This window comes from Vibrio chagasii, assembly GCF_002954585.1.
Taxonomy (GTDB): Bacteria; Pseudomonadota; Gammaproteobacteria; order Enterobacterales; family Vibrionaceae; genus Vibrio; species Vibrio chagasii_A.
The window spans coordinates 763615-780574 of the sequence record NZ_MSCI01000002.1 but is presented as its reverse complement, the minus strand read 5'-3'; the positions used below and the strand labels follow the sequence as shown (position 1 = coordinate 780574).

The window sequence follows — 16960 nt, the reverse complement described above, 5'->3', positions numbered from 1 at the left end:
CTGTGCCCTAGTCACTAATTACAGTGCAAGCAATGGCTGAACATCGATGTACTTACCAATGTTCTTAGACTTAGCTTTTGGTACGTAAGGGATCTCACCCAGTTTTGGCGCACCTAGCTTGTCTTCAAGCATCGCAATAATATCCGCGTAATGCTCAGTACCAGGATTAATGCGGTTAGCTACCCAACCGACTAGGTTTAAGCCGTCAGCACGAATCGCTTCTGCAGTTAAAAGAGCGTGGCTCAAGCAGCCTAGCTTAATACCTACCGTCAGAACCACTGGAAGCTGTTCTTTTTTAACCCAGCTAGACAGATACTCATCGTCTGAAACAGGTACTCGCCACCCACCAGCGCCTTCCACCAAAACGATGTCAGAGTTCTGCTTATGTTCAGCTAGCTTAGCCGATAGCACTTCTTCTTCAATCACCACACCGTCATGCTTAGCTGCAATGTGAGGGGATGAAGGTAGTAGCAATGCGTACGGGTTAACATCTTCATAAGCAATATCTTGTGTCGCTGCTTCTTGAAGATGTAGCGCGTCGCTATTACGTAACCCTTCAGGGTACTTTTCACACCCTGCAGCAACTGGCTTATAACCAATTGTTGATAAATCTTGTGCGGCCAAAGCTTGAAGAATCGCTTTTGAAACCACAGTCTTTCCCACTTCGGTATCCGTACCTGCAATGAATACTGCATCAATCATAATTGAATAACCCCTAAACAAACTTGATATGTTGCTGGTAAGAAACCTTGATGGTTTTTAAACTCTCGATATTCCCGTTCAACAAGCTGCAACATACGACGACTTGTCAAACCTTGTGAGCGACCACTTACGTGATTAGCGCCAATGCCTTTAAGGTCTCGCATCAGTTCAAACGCAGTGTCGTACCAAACGGTGATGGTGGGCAAGTCTAGTTGATGAGCCGTACAGCTAGATTGCGCTAACGCAATTTTTACCTGATTGATTGTAATAAAATGGTTAACGTGTTGATGTGAGTCAATTTTGGACCATGACTTTTCTAGCTCAAACAGTGATCCATCAAGCAAAGTTGAGAAGATGACTTGCCCATTAGCCGCCGTAACACGCTTCATCTCCTTCAACGGCGATGATAAATCATCACACCATTGCAACGCCAAGCTCGAGAAAACAATATCAAAGCTTCCATTGGCAAACGGCAATTGTTCGGCATCAGCTTGTTGATATAAAGAGACAGCAGAACCACAGCGCTGCTTAGCCTTCTTTAGCATTCCAAGAGAGAGATCGGCACAAATCACTTCAGCACCGCGACTCAACAACTGTTCTGAGAAATAGCCCGTTCCACAACCGAGGTCGAGTACCTTAAGACCAGAAAGATCGCTTGGTAGCTTATCCAGTAAACGGTGGCCCACATCACGCTGAAACTCAGCATGTTTGTCATAGGTAGTTGCCGCTTTACCAAACGCTTCGGCAATCGCACTTTTATCTTGGCCTAGGTATTCATGCACTACTGCTTCCTGTGACATTTGCTAAACCTCTCCCTTTAATGCACAGCTCAATTCGATAGCTTGAAGCAACGAACGGCTCAATTGGTTAACCTGCTTTTGAGTGTGATTGGCGGTTAATGTAATTCGCAAACGAGCCGTCCCAGCCTGAACGGTTGGCGGTCTTATAGCCGTTACCCATATCTGATTGCGCTTTAACTCTTCTGCTATCGATAATGCCGTCTGCGCTTCGCCTATCACAAATGGCTTAATAGGAGTCTTGGTATCAACAAAGCCTTGTATACCTTTCATCTGTTCCGCATAGATACCACCTAGCTCAATCAGTTTTTCTCTGCGCCAATCTTGGGTTTGAATCATCTGACACGCATGGGACAAAGCGAAAGCCTGTGAGGGCGGCATTGCCGTCGAATACACATGATGACGTGCAAACTGGGTTAAGTAATCCCCCCCCTCTGATGAACATAGAATTGCAGCACCGGAAAGACCAAATGCTTTACCAAAAGTCACCACCAAAATATTGGGTGTGATTTGCACAGCATTGCAGCTACCTGCCCCTCTGTCGCCTAATACACCGATCCCATGAGCATCATCAACCGCCAACCAACTGTCGTATTCATTGGTAAGGCTAGCGATATCTTCGAGGGGCGCTTGGTCACCATCCATGCTGAACACGCCCTCCGTCACAACCAAGGATTGTGGAGAACGGCTTAGTAACGACTCAAGATGCTGCACATCGTTGTGCTTAAAGCGTTTCGTTGTGGCAGGAGAAAGCACACCCGCTTCCATCAGAGAGGCGTGATTGAGCTTGTCTTGTAGCAAAACGTCGTCCTTCTCGAGCAGAGAAAACAACAAGGCTTGATTCGCGCTGAATCCTGAACTGAAAAGAATGGCACGCTCAAAGCCAAGCCACTCACACAATTGAGCTTCTAGGTTTCGATGAGCTGAGCTAAACCCGGTGACTAATGGCGACGCTGCACTGCCAGCACCATACTGAGACAACCCGTTTTGCCATGCTTCGACCAACTCAGGATCGTTGGCCAGTCCCAAATAGTCATTGCTCGAAAAGTTTATGAAGTATGAACCTTCACTACTAAGCAACGGACCATTACTGTTTTCAAGCACCTTGAGTTGACGAGTTAACCCTTGCTCATGACGATGAACAAGGGCTTCTTTAATGCGAGATTTAAACCGTGGCATCGTAGAACATGTCATCTTTCGTAGGGCGAGCCACAACACGCTCCACCACTTGATCTAACAGTTCGTTTTCTTGAATTTCATCAGGCTTTTGAGACACTTCTTGGCTGTTGATACCCAACTTCTTGAACAGCTGCATATCTGTATCTTCATCTGGGTTTGGTGTCGTCAGTAGCTTACAGCCGTAGAAGATAGAGTTTGCACCAGCCATGAAGCACATCGCTTGCATCTGTTCGTTCATGTTCTCACGACCAGCAGATAAACGAACCGCAGACTTAGGCATCATGATGCGAGCGATCGCGATCAATTTAATAAAGTCGAAAGACTCAACGTCATCGACGTTTTCCATCGGTGTGCCTTTCACTTTTACTAGCATGTTGATTGGCACACTCTCTGGGTGTACCGGAAGGTTAGCCAGTTCAACCAGCAAGCCCGCACGGTCATTAGTGCTTTCGCCCATACCAATGATACCGCCCGAACAGATCTTCATACCGGCATCACGAACGTGAGATAAGGTATCTAGACGATCTTGATAGGTACGAGTGGTGATAATGCTTCCATAAAACTCTGGAGAGGTATCAAGGTTGTGGTTGTAGTAATCCAATCCTGCATCGGCTAACTCACCTGCTTGCTCTGGCGTTAGCATGCCAAGTGTCATACAGGTTTCTAGTCCCATACCTTTCACACCTTTAATCATATCGGTGAGGTGTGGCATATCGCGCGCTTTCGGGTTCTTCCATGCTGCGCCCATACAAAAACGTGTTGAGCCCGCATTCTTAGCTTTTTGTGCGGCATCCAATACGCGCTCAACTTCCATCAAGCGCTCTTTATCAACGTCAGTTCGATAGTGAGCGCTTTGAGGGCAGTATTTACAATCTTCAGGACAAGCACCTGTTTTGATCGATAACAGCGTACTCACCTGCACGTGGTTGTGCTCTTGGTACTGTCTGTGAACCAGTTGTGCTTCAAACATTAAATCCATAAATGGTTTTTCAAGCAGTGCCTTTACTTCAGCGACTGTCCAGTCATGACGAACTTCCACGTGTCGATCCTTTTTTATTATTTGATGTCGCATCTCCATCACTAGAGATTGCATTTATGCTTGGCTAGTCTACCGACAAGCTTTAGACTGTCAACACATTGATAATAACAAAAGTTTACATCTGATTATTTACCAACCACAACAAGAACGGAAATCGTTATGGATCTTGCCTTTGATCGCCAGCATATCTGGCACCCCTATACGTCAACGTTAACACCTCTGACCTGCTATCCTATTACCAATGCAGACGGCGTTTACCTAGAACTAGAGGGCGGAAATCGAATTATTGATGGCATGTCCTCTTGGTGGTCAACGATCCACGGATACAATCATCCGGTCTTAAATGAAGCCGCGCATAACCAAATCGATAAGGTTTCACACGTGATGTTTGGTGGCATCACCCACCAGCCCGCTATCGATTTATGTAAGAAACTTCTTAAGCTAGCACCAGACAATCTTGAACACGTATTTTTGGCTGATTCGGGCTCAGTTGCGGTAGAAGTGAGCCTAAAAATGGCACTTCAGTTTTGGCATGCGAAAGGACAGCCTCGCTCTAAATTCTTAACGCTGAGAGATGGTTATCATGGTGACACGTTCGCTGCGATGTCAGTGACAGACCCCGATAACTCAATGCACAGTCTTTATAAGGGCTTTTTACCTGAGCATATTTTCGCTGGCTCACCAAAGACCGGCTTTTGGGATGAGTGGAACCCAAGTGACATTGATAGTTTTCATGAAAAGCTATCCGCACACCATGAAGAAGTCGCCGCCGTGATTTTAGAACCGATTGTTCAAGGCGCTGGCGGTATGCGTATTTACCACCCTGAGTTCTTGAAACAAGTTCGCTTGCTTTGTGACGAGTTTAACGTGCTGTTAATTTTGGATGAGATTGCGACCGGTTTTGGCCGCACAGGTAAATTGTTTGCCTGCGAACATGCAGATATACAACCGGATATTTTGTGTGTCGGCAAAGCGCTGACTGGTGGTTACATGACGCTTTCCGCAACACTGGCAAGCAAAGAAGTCGCGGACACCGTATGTGGAGGTGAAGCCGGTTGCTTCATGCACGGCCCAACGTTTATGGGTAACCCATTAGCTTGTGCCGTTGGGGCCGCGAGTTTATCCCTAATAGAGCAAGGCCACTGGCAAAATCAAACTCTACAAATTGAACAGCTCTTCTCAGAGTTACTGCCACCGTTGCTCAAACATGAAAGGGTTAAAGACGTTCGTTGGTTAGGCGCTATTGGCGTCGTAGAGACCCACTCGCCAGTCGAAATGGAAACTATACAGGCTCACTTTGTCGAGCAAGGTGTTTGGATTCGTCCATTCGGAAGGTTAATTTATATGATGCCTCCGTTTATTAGCGAACCACAACATATCGAAAAATTGGTCGCTGCTATCGACACTGCATTACAAAATACTCATTGCTTTAAATAGCCATTAAATAATGCGTTATTGTTCTGAACAAGAGCGGTGATTATTTCCGTATATCTTCAGTAATAAATAATTTAATAAAACTAAAAGGCCTTACATAAAAGTAAGGCCTTATCTATTTTGAAGATATCCGTCAGTTTAACGTAATTGACTATCTTTACTTGCTCGACGGTTAAACAATGAATGTCGATGTGCGTCGTGCTCTAATAATGACTGACATTCGATACACAAACGAACGCCTTTTATCGCGAGTCGTCTTTTTTCTGGTATCTCGTCGCCACACTCATCACAATAACGCAAACTCTCACCACCTCGAAGGTTTCCTCTTACACGAGAGATCTCATCATCGATGGTGTTTTGTATTTGCTGGCTGACGCTGTCATCTCCAGCCCATCCTACGGCCATAAGCCCTCCTCTATACATAAACGAGAAAATCTTTACCTACCGCGGTAAGAGGACATTATAGCCGGATATCAATTAAGTAATAATAACCACAAATAACAAAATACTATTACAAATTGGTAATAGTAATTAAATAAATGTAGTTAAGGAATGCATCGATTTATTTTTCAGATAATAAAAAACCCAGCCAATAGGCCGGGTTTTCAATATTTTATGTACTCACTACATCGTAAAACGATTAGCCAATGTGCGTTACGCCGCCCATGTATGGCTGAAGTACTGCTGGGATAGCAATACGGCCATCTGCTTCTTGGTTGTTCTCAAGAATCGCAACCATAGTACGACCAACAGCAAGACCAGAACCGTTTAGTGTGTGCACAAGTTCAGGTTTCTTCTCGCCTTTACGACGGAAACGAGCTTGCATACGACGAGCTTGGAAATCCCACATGTTTGAACAAGAAGAGATTTCTCGGTAAGTCTCTTGTGCTGGAACCCATACTTCTAAGTCGTAAGTTTTCGCAGCACCGAAGCCCATGTCACCAGTACATAGAACCACTTTACGGTAAGGAAGCTCTAGAAGTTGAAGTACTTTCTCAGCGTGACCTGTTAGCTCTTCAAGAGCTGCCATTGAGTCTTCTGGCTTAGTGATTTGTACTAGTTCAACTTTGTCGAATTGGTGCATACGGATAAGACCACGAGTGTCACGACCGTAAGAGCCCGCTTCAGAACGGAAACATGGAGTGTGAGCTGTCATCTTAAGTGGCAGTTCAGCTTCGTCTGTAATGGTATCGCGAACCATGTTTGTTACCGGTACTTCCGCAGTAGGGATAAGTGATAGCGTCTTAAGAGGAACATCACTTACTTGCTCAGTTAACGGGCTTGTGTGGAACAAGTCTTCGCCAAACTTAGGAAGTTGACCCGTGCCGTATAGGCTATCGTGGTTCACTAGGTACGGTACGTACATTTCTGTGTAGCCGTGCTCATCAGTGTGAAGGTCCAACATGAACTGAGCAATCGCACGGTGTAGACGTGCAAATTTGCCTTTCATCACGATGAAACGAGAACCAGAGATTTTGACTGCGCTAGCAAAATCAAGACCGCCAGACATTTCGCCAAGATCAACGTGATCCTTTACTTCGAAGTCGTAAGTCTTAGGTTGACCCCAACGAGAAACTTCAACGTTATCATCTTCGTCTTTACCTTCTGGCACAGACTCGTCTGGCAGGTTTGGAATAGACATAGTGATCGTTTCTAGATCAGATTGAAGCTCAGCCAATGCTGCTTTAGCTTGGTCTAGTTCTGCGCCTAAGTTGCCTACTTCAGCAAGGATACGCTCAGCTTCTTCATGGTCGCCTTTTGCTTTCGCTTGACCAATGGACTTCGATCGAGAGTTACGTAACGCTTGTAGCTCTTCAGTTTTCATCTGAAGGGACTTACGTTTTTCTTCAAGTTCACGAATTGTCTCTACATCAAGGGCGAAGCCTCGACGTGCTAATTTTGCCGCTGTTTCATCCAGCTCAGCTCGAAGTAATTTAGAATCCAGCATTGCTAATCCTATGCTTTAGTTATTTGAATATTCAGTAATTTGCTACTGAATCACTGCTAAACCCCTAAAACTGGTGCTATTTCGACCAATTTGTAACGATTTAATTTAAATTTTATGACTAGGTAACGATATCCAAAAAAGACTACTTTTCATAGCGTTTTTGTGGGCTTTTTGCGTCCAAATCCGCCAGATAATCTAGCTTCTCGCCAATTTTGGTCTCTAAGCCTCGTTTTGTTGGGAAATAGTATTGCTTCTCTCCCATTTCAGGAGGCAAGTACTTTTCACCCGCCGCGTAGGCTCCTGGTTCGTCATGAGCATAACGGTATTCTTGTCCGTAGCCCATGTCCTTCATCAAGGTTGTTGGTGCATTTCGCAAATGATGAGGCACTTCGTACTCAGGAAGATTGTGAGCATCGGTTAACGCTTGCTTCCAAGCCGTATAAACCGCATTACTCTTTGGTGCACACGCTAAATAAACAACCGCCTGTGCAATCGCGCGTTCACCTTCTGCAGGGCCAATGCGTGTAAAGCAGTCCCAAGCAGACATCGCAACCTGCATGGCACGAGGGTCGGCGTTGCCAATATCTTCTGAAGCTATCGCCAATAAGCGCCTAACGATATAAAGCGGGTCACACCCGGCTGCAATCATTCGAGCCGACCAGTACAAGGCTGCATCAGGTTTTGAACCACGTATCGACTTATGAACCGCGGATATTAGGTCGTACCAAATATCACCCTTATTATCAAAGCGAGCGACTTTCTCACCTGCGACTTCAGCAAGCAGCTGTAAGGTTATCGACTTCTCGCCTTTGTCGTTGTCTTCAGCCATGTCGTACAGCAGCTCAAGATAGTTGAGCGACATTCGTGCATCACCGTTCACTAACTCAGCTAAGCGATCCAAAACATTATCAGCAAAGTGTGCAGGAACATCACCAAGGCCACGCTGCTTATCTTCAATCGCTTGGCGAATTACCGTCGCAATATCATCGGTATTAAGAGAAGTCAGCTTATACACTCGCGCACGAGATAACAGAGCGTTGTTTAACTCGAAAGAAGGGTTTTCGGTCGTCGCACCAATGAAGGTAACCGTACCGTCCTCAATATGAGGCAGAAACGCATCTTGCTGGCTTTTGTTAAAGCGATGGACCTCATCCACAAACAAGATAGTTCTACGTCCTGCTTGCTTGTTTTCACGCGCTTTTTCAATAGCGATGCGAATGTCTTTCACGCCAGATGTCACGGCAGAGACACGCTCCACTTCTGCATTAGCATAATTGGCGGCGACTTCTGCGAGCGTGGTTTTACCGGTGCCAGGAGGCCCCCACAAAATCATCGAGTGGATATGGCCCGCTTCAAGGGCTCTACGAAGGGGTTTACCTGGACCTAATATGTGCTGCTGACCGATGTACTGTTCTACAGTTTCTGGTCTCATACGAGCAGCAAGGGGACGAAAATCTTCGTCCCCTGCAAAATCTAAGCTGTAATTACTCAATTGCAATCTCTTGATTATTTGATGGCATCGAGCTGATGGAAACAATATCCATCAACCCTATCGACGTACTACCAAACGATCGGCTTGTTTCGATCAATTTCTTTGGTCGTCGACCTCGACACCTTCCGGTGCTACAAAAGTAAAGCGGTCTGCTGCTGGTTTACCCAGGTTTACATTGCTGAAGGTAAACTCGCCTTTTTGACCGTCTTGTTCAATCACATTAAAGCCCTGAACAATGCCTTTTTCATTGATGTTAATCTGGAAGTCGCCCTGATTAGAGTCAACTGCCGTTGGTGTTAATGTAAATTGGTTACCCGATTGCGCCACGTTGTAGTTATCCCAATCGCTTTCTTGGTTGCGAGTCAGTAGTACAAAAGGCGTTTGCGATGTCGCTTGCTCTTGCCAGTAAATACTGACTTGCTCAATGAACGGGCTGTAATACCACAAACTCTGCCCATCAGAGACCAATAGGTTTTCATCAGGGAAAGTGGTTTCCCAACGGAATAAGCTTGGACGTGCAATTTCAACCGTGCCTTCACCTTCCATTACAACATCACCTTCAGGGCTTGTGACCACTTGTTTAAAATCAGCACTAAACCCTGCGTTCAATGCCAAGCGGCTACTCAACTCTTCTTTCGGAGAAGCAAACACTGAGAAGCTCATAAATAAAAGTGCGAATACTTTTTTCATTAATAGTCCTGTTACAAGGTAAATCGGTCATAAAACTATGACCGATTATTAAGGGTTGAGTTCCTATCTACACAATTAAGTGATTACTCTTTCGGCGGCGCTGGAGCCAAGACTTCTCGGTTACCGTTATGACCCGGAGCACTTACAATGCCTTGCGCCTCAAGCTGCTCAACAATTCGTGCCGCTCGGTTGTAACCGATCTTGAATCGACGTTGTACACCAGAAACTGAACCGCGACGAGAATGAACAACGTGCTCGACTACTTGATCAAACAGAGGATCAACCTCTTCATCACCTTCCATCTTCTCACCCGGAAGCAAGGTTTCAGGCGTTTGCTCACCATTGGTGATTTCATCTATGTAGTTTGGTTTACCACGTGCTTTCCAGTTGTTTACCACTGCGTGTACATCATCATCCGATGCAAACGCACCATGAACACGGATTGTATGGCTAGAACCTGGCGGTAAGTAAAGCATATCACCCATACCAAGCAGCGATTCTGCACCACCTTGGTCAAGAATCGTTCGAGAGTCAGTCTTAGTTGATACGGTAAAGGCAACACGCGTTGGAATGTTGGCTTTAATCAGACCTGTAATCACATCTACAGATGGGCGCTGAGTTGCAAGAATCAAGTGAACACCAGCTGCACGCGCTTTTTGTGCCAAGCGGGCAATCAGTTCTTCTACTTTCTTACCCACTACCATGATTAAGTCAGCAAATTCATCGACGATAACCACAATGTATGGCAGCTTCTCGAGCAATGGCGCTTCTGGGTCCATGCTATCACCCGGTTTCCACAATGGATCGTGGATTGGGTGACCTGCATCGGCAGCCATCTTAAGCTTGTCGTTGTAGCCTTTAATGTTACGTACGCCCAACGCTGACATCAGCTTATAACGACGTTCCATTTCACCAACACACCAGCGAAGCGCATTCGACGCATCTTTCATGTCGGTAACCACTTCAGTTAGTAGATGAGGAATACCCTCATATACAGAAAGCTCAAGCATTTTCGGGTCAATCATGATGAAGCGAACGTCTTCAGGCGATGCCTTATACAGCATACTCAAGATCATTACGTTCACACCCACCGATTTACCAGAACCTGTAGTACCAGCAACCAGAACGTGTGGCATCTTAGCTAGGTCTGCAATCACAGCCTCACCTGCAATGTCTTGTCCTAATACCACCGTCGTTGGCGACTTCGCTTCTTGGAACTGCTCGCTGCTCACTACGTCTGAGAAGAATACGGTTTGACGACTCATGTTTGGCAGCTCTAAGCCGACATAAGGTTTACCCGGGATTACTTCAACAACACGCACTGCTAATGCAGACAATGAACGAGCCAAGTCCATAGAAAGGCCAGAAATACGGCTTACTTTCACACCTGGAGCCAAATCTAACTCGAAGCGTGTAATTACTGGACCAGGGAAGATATCAACAACATCCGCTTTAATCTTGTAGTCAGCTAGCTTGGATTCAACCAAACGAGCGATCGCTTCTAGTGCATCGCGGTCGATGAATGTTTCACGCTTCTCTGGGTGGAACAATAGATCCAGTGTCGGTAGCGGCTCTGCCGGTTTCGGCAAGTTAACTTCCTGCTGAACCAAGAATGGGTTTTGTGCAGCTGCCATATTCGCTTGAGCTTCAGAAACAATATTCTGGAAGGCCGCAACGTCTTTATCCTGATTCAGATCTTCATCTTCCGTTACTTCTTCCCAAGGAAGGTCAATCGCCTGCTCTTCATCCGCACCGGCAGGTTGCGCTGTTTGCTCTTGCTGATAAGAGAATGATTCAGGTTGTTCTTCGATATCACTCTCTACTGTTTCAGAATCAAATTCAGAAGGCTGCTCGTATCCTTGCTCTTCAGGCACATCAAATGGTGCACTGTGCGCTGAGAAATCATCTTGAGTATCAGCTTCTGGTTCACCTATAGGTGAGGCATACAAAGACTCAGGTTGAACGTCGTCAGCATCAAATTCTGAAGACGCTTGAGCTTCATTTTCAATCTCTGGTTGTACATATTGTTCATCACGAGCTGTTTCTACGCTCTCTTCCACGATAGGCTCAGCAGCACTAACTGATTCCTGTTCTTGCTGCATGTATTGCTGGTAAGCAGCTTGAGATTCATGTGCATCTGTCTGATCTTGTTCTGCAAGATCATCTTCATACATTGCAGCACTTTCTAGCTGCTCTATCGTCGCATTCAACTGCTTAGAACGCTCGACGCCCTCTTCCAATGGCTCTTGTGGCGCTTGATAAACAGGGGCGGCAGAAATTGGTTTTTCTGGCTGAGGAGCAACAACGGGTTGAGTCACTCGAGAAACGGGCTCTCGAGAAACCGGGGCCTGCAGCTTAGCCGGCGCTTCCGCAGGCATATGAATATTGTAATGACGTTTTTCTTCTGCGCCTTCACCAGATACTCTATGAGCAGTATCAGAAGGTTCATTGGTCGCTGAGAAGCTCATTGCAGGATCGAGAACTTCCGATGCCGCACTAGACTCTTCAATAACATCTTCATTGTAGATTGGCTGCTGACGGCTCTCTTGTAGAGGATCCCGGTCTGCCGACTCTTTCAATTCTGGCTCAAGCAATTCTTGGTCTTGACCACGTGCTTTATTGACCGCTGAAGTAAAGAGCTTAATCGCACCTTCACCTAGCCATTCCACAATTCTCAACCAAGAGATACCGGTTAAAAGCGTAAAGCCTGCACCCCAAAGGAAAAGAAGCACAAGCGTACTACCCAGAATATTCAGCGTTGGCAGTGCAAGGCTTGTTAAAACGTCGCCAACCACGCCGCCTGACGAGAAGTACCAGATATCATCGAAGTTAATGTCTGCCAAACCACAGCTGGTCAGGATAAGTACCGTTAAGCCGAGTAAACGGGTGCCCCACAACATAAAATCGATCTGTTCGTCTTCATTACGCTTACGGAATAAGACCCAAGCTGCAACAGTCACTAAGATAGGCAGTGGATAAGCCAGAGAGCCAAACACAAAGAAAAGCGTATCTGCTAGCCATGCACCTAGATAGCCACCTGCGTTTTGAATGTCACCACCCCACGCGGTTTGCGACCATGAAGGATCGGCTGGGCTAAAGGTTAATAACGCAACGGCAAGTAGAATAGAGAAAAGAACACCCAATATCAGGCTGCACTCTTTAAGGCGTTGAGAACCATTCAAACGAGAAGACTGGGGCTCTTCACTCGTTTTCATGATTGTTTCTACTTTATTACTGCTCTGCTTGAACATAAACCAACTTAATAATTAAACGGGATAAAAACATAGCGAGCGGCACAGGCCGCCCGTTTCAATGAAACTACTGTTGATTTAACCATATCAAACCAAAAAACCCAATTCCAGAAAGCAAGAAAGCGGAACAAATGTCCGCTTTCTTTCATTTCACCAATTATGACTAACGAGTTTTAATCACAAGTTGATTGGTCTGTTTCACTTCTTCCATTACCACGTAAGTTCGAGTGTCGTTTACGCCCGGTAGACGGAGTAACGTGTCACCCAGTAGCTTACGGTAAGCACCCATATCAGATACACGTGTTTTTAGAAGATAGTCAAAGTCACCTGACACTAAATGACACTCTTGGATGTCATCCAGTTTCTGCACAGCGGTGTTGAATTGTTCGAACACATCTGGCGCACCGCGGTTCAATGTGATTTCAACAAACACCAAAAGTGAAGCATCAAGGTACTGTGGGTTCAGCAACGCTGTGTACCCAGTAATGTAACCTTGACGTTCTAAACGACGAACACGTTCAAGACACGGAGTCGGAGAAAGTCCTACTCGTTTTGAGAGTTCAACGTTCGAGATACGACCGTCTTTTTGCAACTCATTAAGAATGTTGCGGTCAATACGATCTAGTTCCTTGGACGGCTTCTTATAATTGTCTGCCATTTTTTATTCCACCTTATTACTTCCTTGCAAAAAAATATACTACAACTTTTTAATATTCAGTATCAAATTTTATCTGAACATATCTATACTAGATATTAATTCGACAGAATTACCCTACACATAGATAAAACAACCAAAATAAAATGAGGAGTCAGGATGATCATTGGCGTACCTAAGGAAATCAAAAACCACGAATACCGCGTTGGTATGACCCCAGCTAGCGTGAGAGAACTAATCTCACACGGCCACCAAGTTTTTGTTGAAACCAATGCCGGTACTGGTATCGGTTTTTCAGACGATGATTACATCGCTGTAGGCGCATCCATTCTTCCTACTGCTGCTGACGTTTTCGCGAAAGCAGAGATGATTGTAAAGGTTAAAGAACCTCAAGCTGTCGAGCGAGCTATGCTTCGCGAAGGGCAAATATTATTTACTTATTTACACCTTGCACCAGATTTTCCACAAACTGAAGAGCTTATCAAGAGCAAAGCTGTCTGCGTAGCCTATGAGACTGTAACAGATAATATGGGTCGCTTGCCACTATTAGCACCAATGTCTGAAGTAGCTGGTCGCATGTCTATTCAAGCAGGTGCACAAACTTTAGAGAAATCTAACGGTGGTTGTGGTCTTCTTCTAGGCGGCGTTCCAGGTGTTGAACCTGCGAAAGTTGTTGTTGTTGGCGGCGGTGTTGTAGGTGCTAACGCAGCACGTATGGCTGTTGGCCTTCGCGCTGACGTAACGATTCTTGACCGTAACGTAGACACACTTCGTCGCCTTGACGAAGAGTTCCAAGGTCGCGCAAAAGTGGTTTATTCTACTGAAGACGCTATCGAGAAACATGTTCTAGAAGCAGACCTAGTGATTGGTGCAGTACTGATCCCAGGTGCAGCAGCGCCTAAACTGGTTACAAAAGAGCACATCGCTAAGATGAAACCAGGTTCAGCAGTTGTTGACGTTGCAATCGACCAAGGTGGTTGTTTCGAAACGTCTCACGCGACAACTCACGCAGAACCAACTTACATCGTTGATGACGTGGTTCACTACTGTGTTGCAAACATGCCTGGTGCTGTTGCTCGCACTTCTACTTACGCACTAAACAATGCAACACTTCCTTACATTGTTAAGCTAGCGAACAAAGGTTACCGCGAAGCACTTCTATCAGACAAAGGCTTCCTAGAGGGTCTTAACGTGATTCACGGTAAAGTGACTTGTAAAGAAGTTGCAGAGAGCTTTGACCTAGAATACGTAGATCCAGCTGAAGCTATCGCGATGTTCAACTAATGATGTCATGACTCACTGAGCGTCAAATTTTCTCGTTGAGGCGCTCAGTTGAATCATACACATGAAAAAGCCAGTCCGATTATGTCGAACTGGCTTTTTTGTCTCTGTAACACTCATATTCGAAAACTGTGAGAAGCACACTTTCTAGTAGCCGCACCGTTTATCGGTCGCTCTTAACACCATGAATCAACAGGTTTCTGGGGGTGACGCTACGTTCGCAAAACTCTTCTATGGTTGCTTCATAGCCTTGTTCGTTTAAGTAAATTGCTCGGTCTAATGCGAGCCATATCTCTAATGGGCGTCTGAAAACCTGCTGAACTAGGCTTAACTTTTCCATCTCCCAGAAAAGTGCTTCGCCTTGCACTAGATAAGAGTCAAAATCGACATTAGAACCAAGCGACAATTCCTTCACTTCACAAGCCCAACGGCAGAACGACTCAAACCCTTCAGCTAGCTCTGATTTTTTGATACTCGGCACAGGAATGTATTCATCAATTCCCACCTCAGCCTTAAGTAACTGGCTGAAGCCTAGGCGATAGCTCATCTCCAATTGACGATGACGTTTAACCCTCTCGCCACCAGTGACGGTTTCTTGCAGTGGGATTCGTAAATCACTCTTGCTCAATGTTAAAGCAGAGGCCTTTGCCACTGATGACATCGGTTGGTAGTTTTCGTCACGAATAAGGTGATAACAACAAGGAGATATAGTCACCGCAGGAAGCCCATGCGACACGGACTTTTTAACTAACCCGACATGAAGATCACCACAGGCATGTAGTGCGACCGCATGTTGATTTGGATTAAATACCTCGTCTGCCCTTTCAGAAAACGCATCACCTTGCACAAAGGTCATTTCTAGACGTTGTGCATCCGCAATTTTTTGGCCACTTTCACACAATGATTGTTGCCATTCAAAACTGGTCACCTTTTGGCTCGATTGCTGAGACAAAATTCGTCCTAGGAACCCTTTACCAGAACACCACTCCAACCATTCTTCACCGTGGTGATGCTCAAGCGCCGCTTCACCCATAGATACGATTTGCTGCAACTTTCTTCCAGGAATGCCGTCTTCAGTCCCTCTAGGAAGCTGAAGACCTTTGAGATCTGTATTAGTAAATTGAGTACTTTGGTGAGCCTGCGCAAGCTGTGGCAGAAAACGACCGAGCTCAGTAATCAACAAATCAGGCTGCTCTTTTAGCGTCTGAATATTTTCAGTCGTTAAGCTATTTAGCCAGTCAACAAGCGGCGAGTTAATGTCTTGCCATGGCTGCTGCTGTGTTTGGCATAGGTGAAAAGGCTCAGAACGCCAATAAACTTGGTGCTCAAGCAAAAATGAGTCGAGTATTTTAAATCGTGAATGCATGCTTCCCCCTAAGGTGCGTGGATTGTAGGGGTAACCGGCGTAAATGAAAAGGCTCGAGGTAAAGAGAACGAAAGGTGAACGCTAAATGCCAAAAAGAAAAACGGCCTGTAAATACAGGCCGATTAAGAATCTAGTTTTGTATGTTGTGATTAACGAACTGGAAGCTCGATATCTTTAAACATCTCTTCGATTTCTTCATTTGATTTCAAAGAGATAGCTTGCTCTACCACTGGACGAGTTAAGTGAGGTGCAAAGCGCTCCATGAAATCAAACATGTAAGAACGCAGGAACGTACCTTTTCTAAAGCCAATGCTGGTTGTGCTCGCACCAAATAGGTGGCTCGCATCAATCGCAACCAAATCGGTATCTTGTTCATGGTCAATCGCCATGCTCGCAATCACACCAACACCAATGCCCATACGAACGTAAGTTTTGATTACATCGGCATCCGTTGCAGTAAATACAACGCGTGGTGTTAGACCCACTTTGTTAAATGCGGTATCCAGCTCAGAACGACCTGTAAAGCCGAAGACGTATGTGACCAGAGAGTAGGCCGCCAGATCCTCAATAGTGATATTCTGCTTTTGAGCTAGCGGGTGATCTTTTGTGACCACGATAGAACGGTTCCAGTGGTAACAAGGCAGCATGATCGCGTCTTGGTAAAGGTGAAGCGCTTCTGTCGCGATCGCGAAGTTTGCTGTTCCTTTGGCTACCGCCTCAGACATTTGGCTTGGCGTACCTTGGTGCATATGAAGCGACACTTTAGGGTAACGTGCTGTGAAACCTTTAATAACATCAGGCAGAGCATAACGTGCTTGAGTATGGGTCGTCGAAATATTCAATGTGCCCATCTCTGGATGAGTATGCTCACCTGCTACGGCTTTAATGCTTTCAACGCGAGCTAGAATCTCCTGAGAGATACGAATGATATCCTCACCAGCTTGAGTAACCTGAGTCAGATGCTTGCCGCTTCGCTCAAAGATCTGGATACCCAACTCATCTTCCAGCAATCTAACTTGTTTACTGATGCCAGGCTGAGAAGTGTATAAACTCTCCGCTGTCGCAGAAACATTTAGGTTATGGTTTACAACCTCAACAATGTACTTCAGTTGCTGTAACTTCATAT

Annotated in this window: 14 protein-coding genes; 2 read left to right on the top strand and 12 right to left on the bottom strand. The window is 45.6% G+C overall.

Going from position 1 to position 16960, the window contains the following annotated elements; all coding sequences use genetic code 11:
• Window positions 1–18 precede the first annotated feature (18 nt).
• Genes bioD through bioB form a run of 4 tightly spaced genes read right to left on the bottom strand, consistent with a single transcriptional unit; the run spans window position 19 to window position 3717 of the window.
• The gene (gene bioD, locus BTO10_RS11695; RefSeq protein ID WP_004742005.1) at window positions 19–702 is read right to left on the bottom strand and encodes a dethiobiotin synthase; all 684 of its coding nucleotides are present in this window, start codon (window positions 700–702) and stop codon (window positions 19–21) included.
• Window positions 699–1502, bottom strand: coding sequence for a malonyl-ACP O-methyltransferase BioC (gene bioC / locus BTO10_RS11690; RefSeq protein ID WP_105024620.1), 804 nt, complete (start codon window positions 1500–1502; stop codon window positions 699–701). The genes bioD and bioC overlap by 4 nt, the downstream gene beginning before the upstream one ends.
• Before the next feature lie 3 nt (window positions 1503–1505).
• On the bottom strand, window positions 1506–2678 hold the full coding sequence (bioF, locus tag BTO10_RS11685) for an 8-amino-7-oxononanoate synthase (protein ID WP_105024619.1): 1173 nt from the start codon (window positions 2676–2678) through the stop codon (window positions 1506–1508).
• Window positions 2665–3717 (bottom strand): biotin synthase BioB, encoded by a 1053-nt coding sequence (bioB, locus tag BTO10_RS11680; protein ID WP_105024618.1) that lies wholly within the window; start codon window positions 3715–3717, stop codon window positions 2665–2667. Before bioB ends, bioF begins: the two co-directional genes overlap by 14 nt.
• A gap of 159 nt (window positions 3718–3876) precedes the next feature.
• On the opposite strand from bioB, the gene bioA reads away from it, so the two are divergent.
• Window positions 3877–5154 carry an adenosylmethionine--8-amino-7-oxononanoate transaminase gene (gene bioA, locus BTO10_RS11675; protein ID WP_105024617.1) on the top strand — a complete coding sequence of 426 codons (1278 nt, stop codon included), beginning with the start codon at window positions 3877–3879 and terminating at the stop codon, window positions 5152–5154.
• A gap of 135 nt (window positions 5155–5289) precedes the next feature.
• Here the strand turns inward: bioA and BTO10_RS11670 are convergent, their stop codons facing one another.
• The 6 genes from BTO10_RS11670 to lrp form a co-directional block, all read right to left on the bottom strand.
• The gene (locus BTO10_RS11670) at window positions 5290–5556 is read right to left on the bottom strand and encodes a DksA/TraR family C4-type zinc finger protein (RefSeq protein WP_004741997.1); all 267 of its coding nucleotides are present in this window, start codon (window positions 5554–5556) and stop codon (window positions 5290–5292) included.
• A gap of 235 nt (window positions 5557–5791) precedes the next feature.
• A complete protein-coding gene (gene serS, locus BTO10_RS11665) occupies window positions 5792–7099 on the bottom strand; it encodes a serine--tRNA ligase (protein ID WP_004741995.1) in 1308 nt (435 codons plus the stop codon).
• A gap of 142 nt (window positions 7100–7241) precedes the next feature.
• Window positions 7242–8591 (bottom strand): replication-associated recombination protein A, encoded by a 1350-nt coding sequence (locus BTO10_RS11660; RefSeq protein WP_102425947.1) that lies wholly within the window; start codon window positions 8589–8591, stop codon window positions 7242–7244.
• Window positions 8592–8684: 93 nt separating this feature from the next.
• A complete protein-coding gene (gene lolA, locus BTO10_RS11655) occupies window positions 8685–9281 on the bottom strand; it encodes an outer membrane lipoprotein chaperone LolA (protein ID WP_105024616.1) in 597 nt (198 codons plus the stop codon).
• Between the two features lie 83 nt (window positions 9282–9364).
• Window positions 9365–12532, bottom strand: coding sequence for a DNA translocase FtsK 4TM domain-containing protein (locus BTO10_RS11650; protein ID WP_105024615.1), 3168 nt, complete (start codon window positions 12530–12532; stop codon window positions 9365–9367).
• A gap of 163 nt (window positions 12533–12695) precedes the next feature.
• Window positions 12696–13190 (bottom strand): leucine-responsive transcriptional regulator Lrp, encoded by a 495-nt coding sequence (lrp, locus tag BTO10_RS11645; protein ID WP_004734558.1) that lies wholly within the window; start codon window positions 13188–13190, stop codon window positions 12696–12698.
• A gap of 156 nt (window positions 13191–13346) precedes the next feature.
• Between lrp and ald the strand changes: the two genes are divergently transcribed.
• On the top strand, window positions 13347–14471 hold the full coding sequence (gene ald / locus BTO10_RS11640; RefSeq protein WP_063522332.1) for an alanine dehydrogenase: 1125 nt from the start codon (window positions 13347–13349) through the stop codon (window positions 14469–14471).
• Window positions 14472–14631: 160 nt separating this feature from the next.
• On the opposite strand, the gene BTO10_RS11635 is transcribed toward ald, so the two are convergent.
• Window positions 14632–15834, bottom strand: a complete 1203-nt coding sequence (locus tag BTO10_RS11635; RefSeq protein ID WP_105024614.1) for a methyltransferase — start codon at window positions 15832–15834, stop codon at window positions 14632–14634.
• A gap of 149 nt (window positions 15835–15983) precedes the next feature.
• Entirely contained in the window at window positions 15984–16958 is a 975-nt protein-coding gene (gene cysB, locus BTO10_RS11630) for an HTH-type transcriptional regulator CysB (RefSeq protein WP_004741986.1), read from the bottom strand.
• Between the last annotated feature and the right edge of the window lie 2 nt (window positions 16959–16960).

Excerpts from the sequence above, each read along its gene's own strand:
- lrp (WP_004734558.1), bottom strand. The coding sequence starts at position 13,190 with ATGGCAGACAATTATAAGAAGCCGTCCAAGGAACTAGATCGTATTGAC.
- bioA (WP_105024617.1), top strand. The coding sequence starts at position 3,877 with ATGGATCTTGCCTTTGATCGCCAGCATATCTGGCACCCCTATACGTCA.
- BTO10_RS11635 (WP_105024614.1), bottom strand. The coding sequence starts at position 15,834 with ATGCATTCACGATTTAAAATACTCGACTCATTTTTGCTTGAGCACCAA.
- cysB (WP_004741986.1), bottom strand. The coding sequence starts at position 16,958 with ATGAAGTTACAGCAACTGAAGTACATTGTTGAGGTTGTAAACCATAAC.
- serS (WP_004741995.1), bottom strand. The coding sequence starts at position 7,099 with ATGCTGGATTCTAAATTACTTCGAGCTGAGCTGGATGAAACAGCGGCA.
- BTO10_RS11670 (WP_004741997.1), bottom strand. The coding sequence starts at position 5,556 with ATGGCCGTAGGATGGGCTGGAGATGACAGCGTCAGCCAGCAAATACAA.
- bioF (WP_105024619.1), bottom strand. The coding sequence starts at position 2,678 with ATGCCACGGTTTAAATCTCGCATTAAAGAAGCCCTTGTTCATCGTCAT.
- lolA (WP_105024616.1), bottom strand. The coding sequence starts at position 9,281 with ATGAAAAAAGTATTCGCACTTTTATTTATGAGCTTCTCAGTGTTTGCT.
- BTO10_RS11650 (WP_105024615.1), bottom strand. The coding sequence starts at position 12,532 with ATGTTCAAGCAGAGCAGTAATAAAGTAGAAACAATCATGAAAACGAGT.
- bioC (WP_105024620.1), bottom strand. The coding sequence starts at position 1,502 with ATGTCACAGGAAGCAGTAGTGCATGAATACCTAGGCCAAGATAAAAGT.
- bioD (WP_004742005.1), bottom strand. The coding sequence starts at position 702 with ATGATTGATGCAGTATTCATTGCAGGTACGGATACCGAAGTGGGAAAG.
- ald (WP_063522332.1), top strand. The coding sequence starts at position 13,347 with ATGATCATTGGCGTACCTAAGGAAATCAAAAACCACGAATACCGCGTT.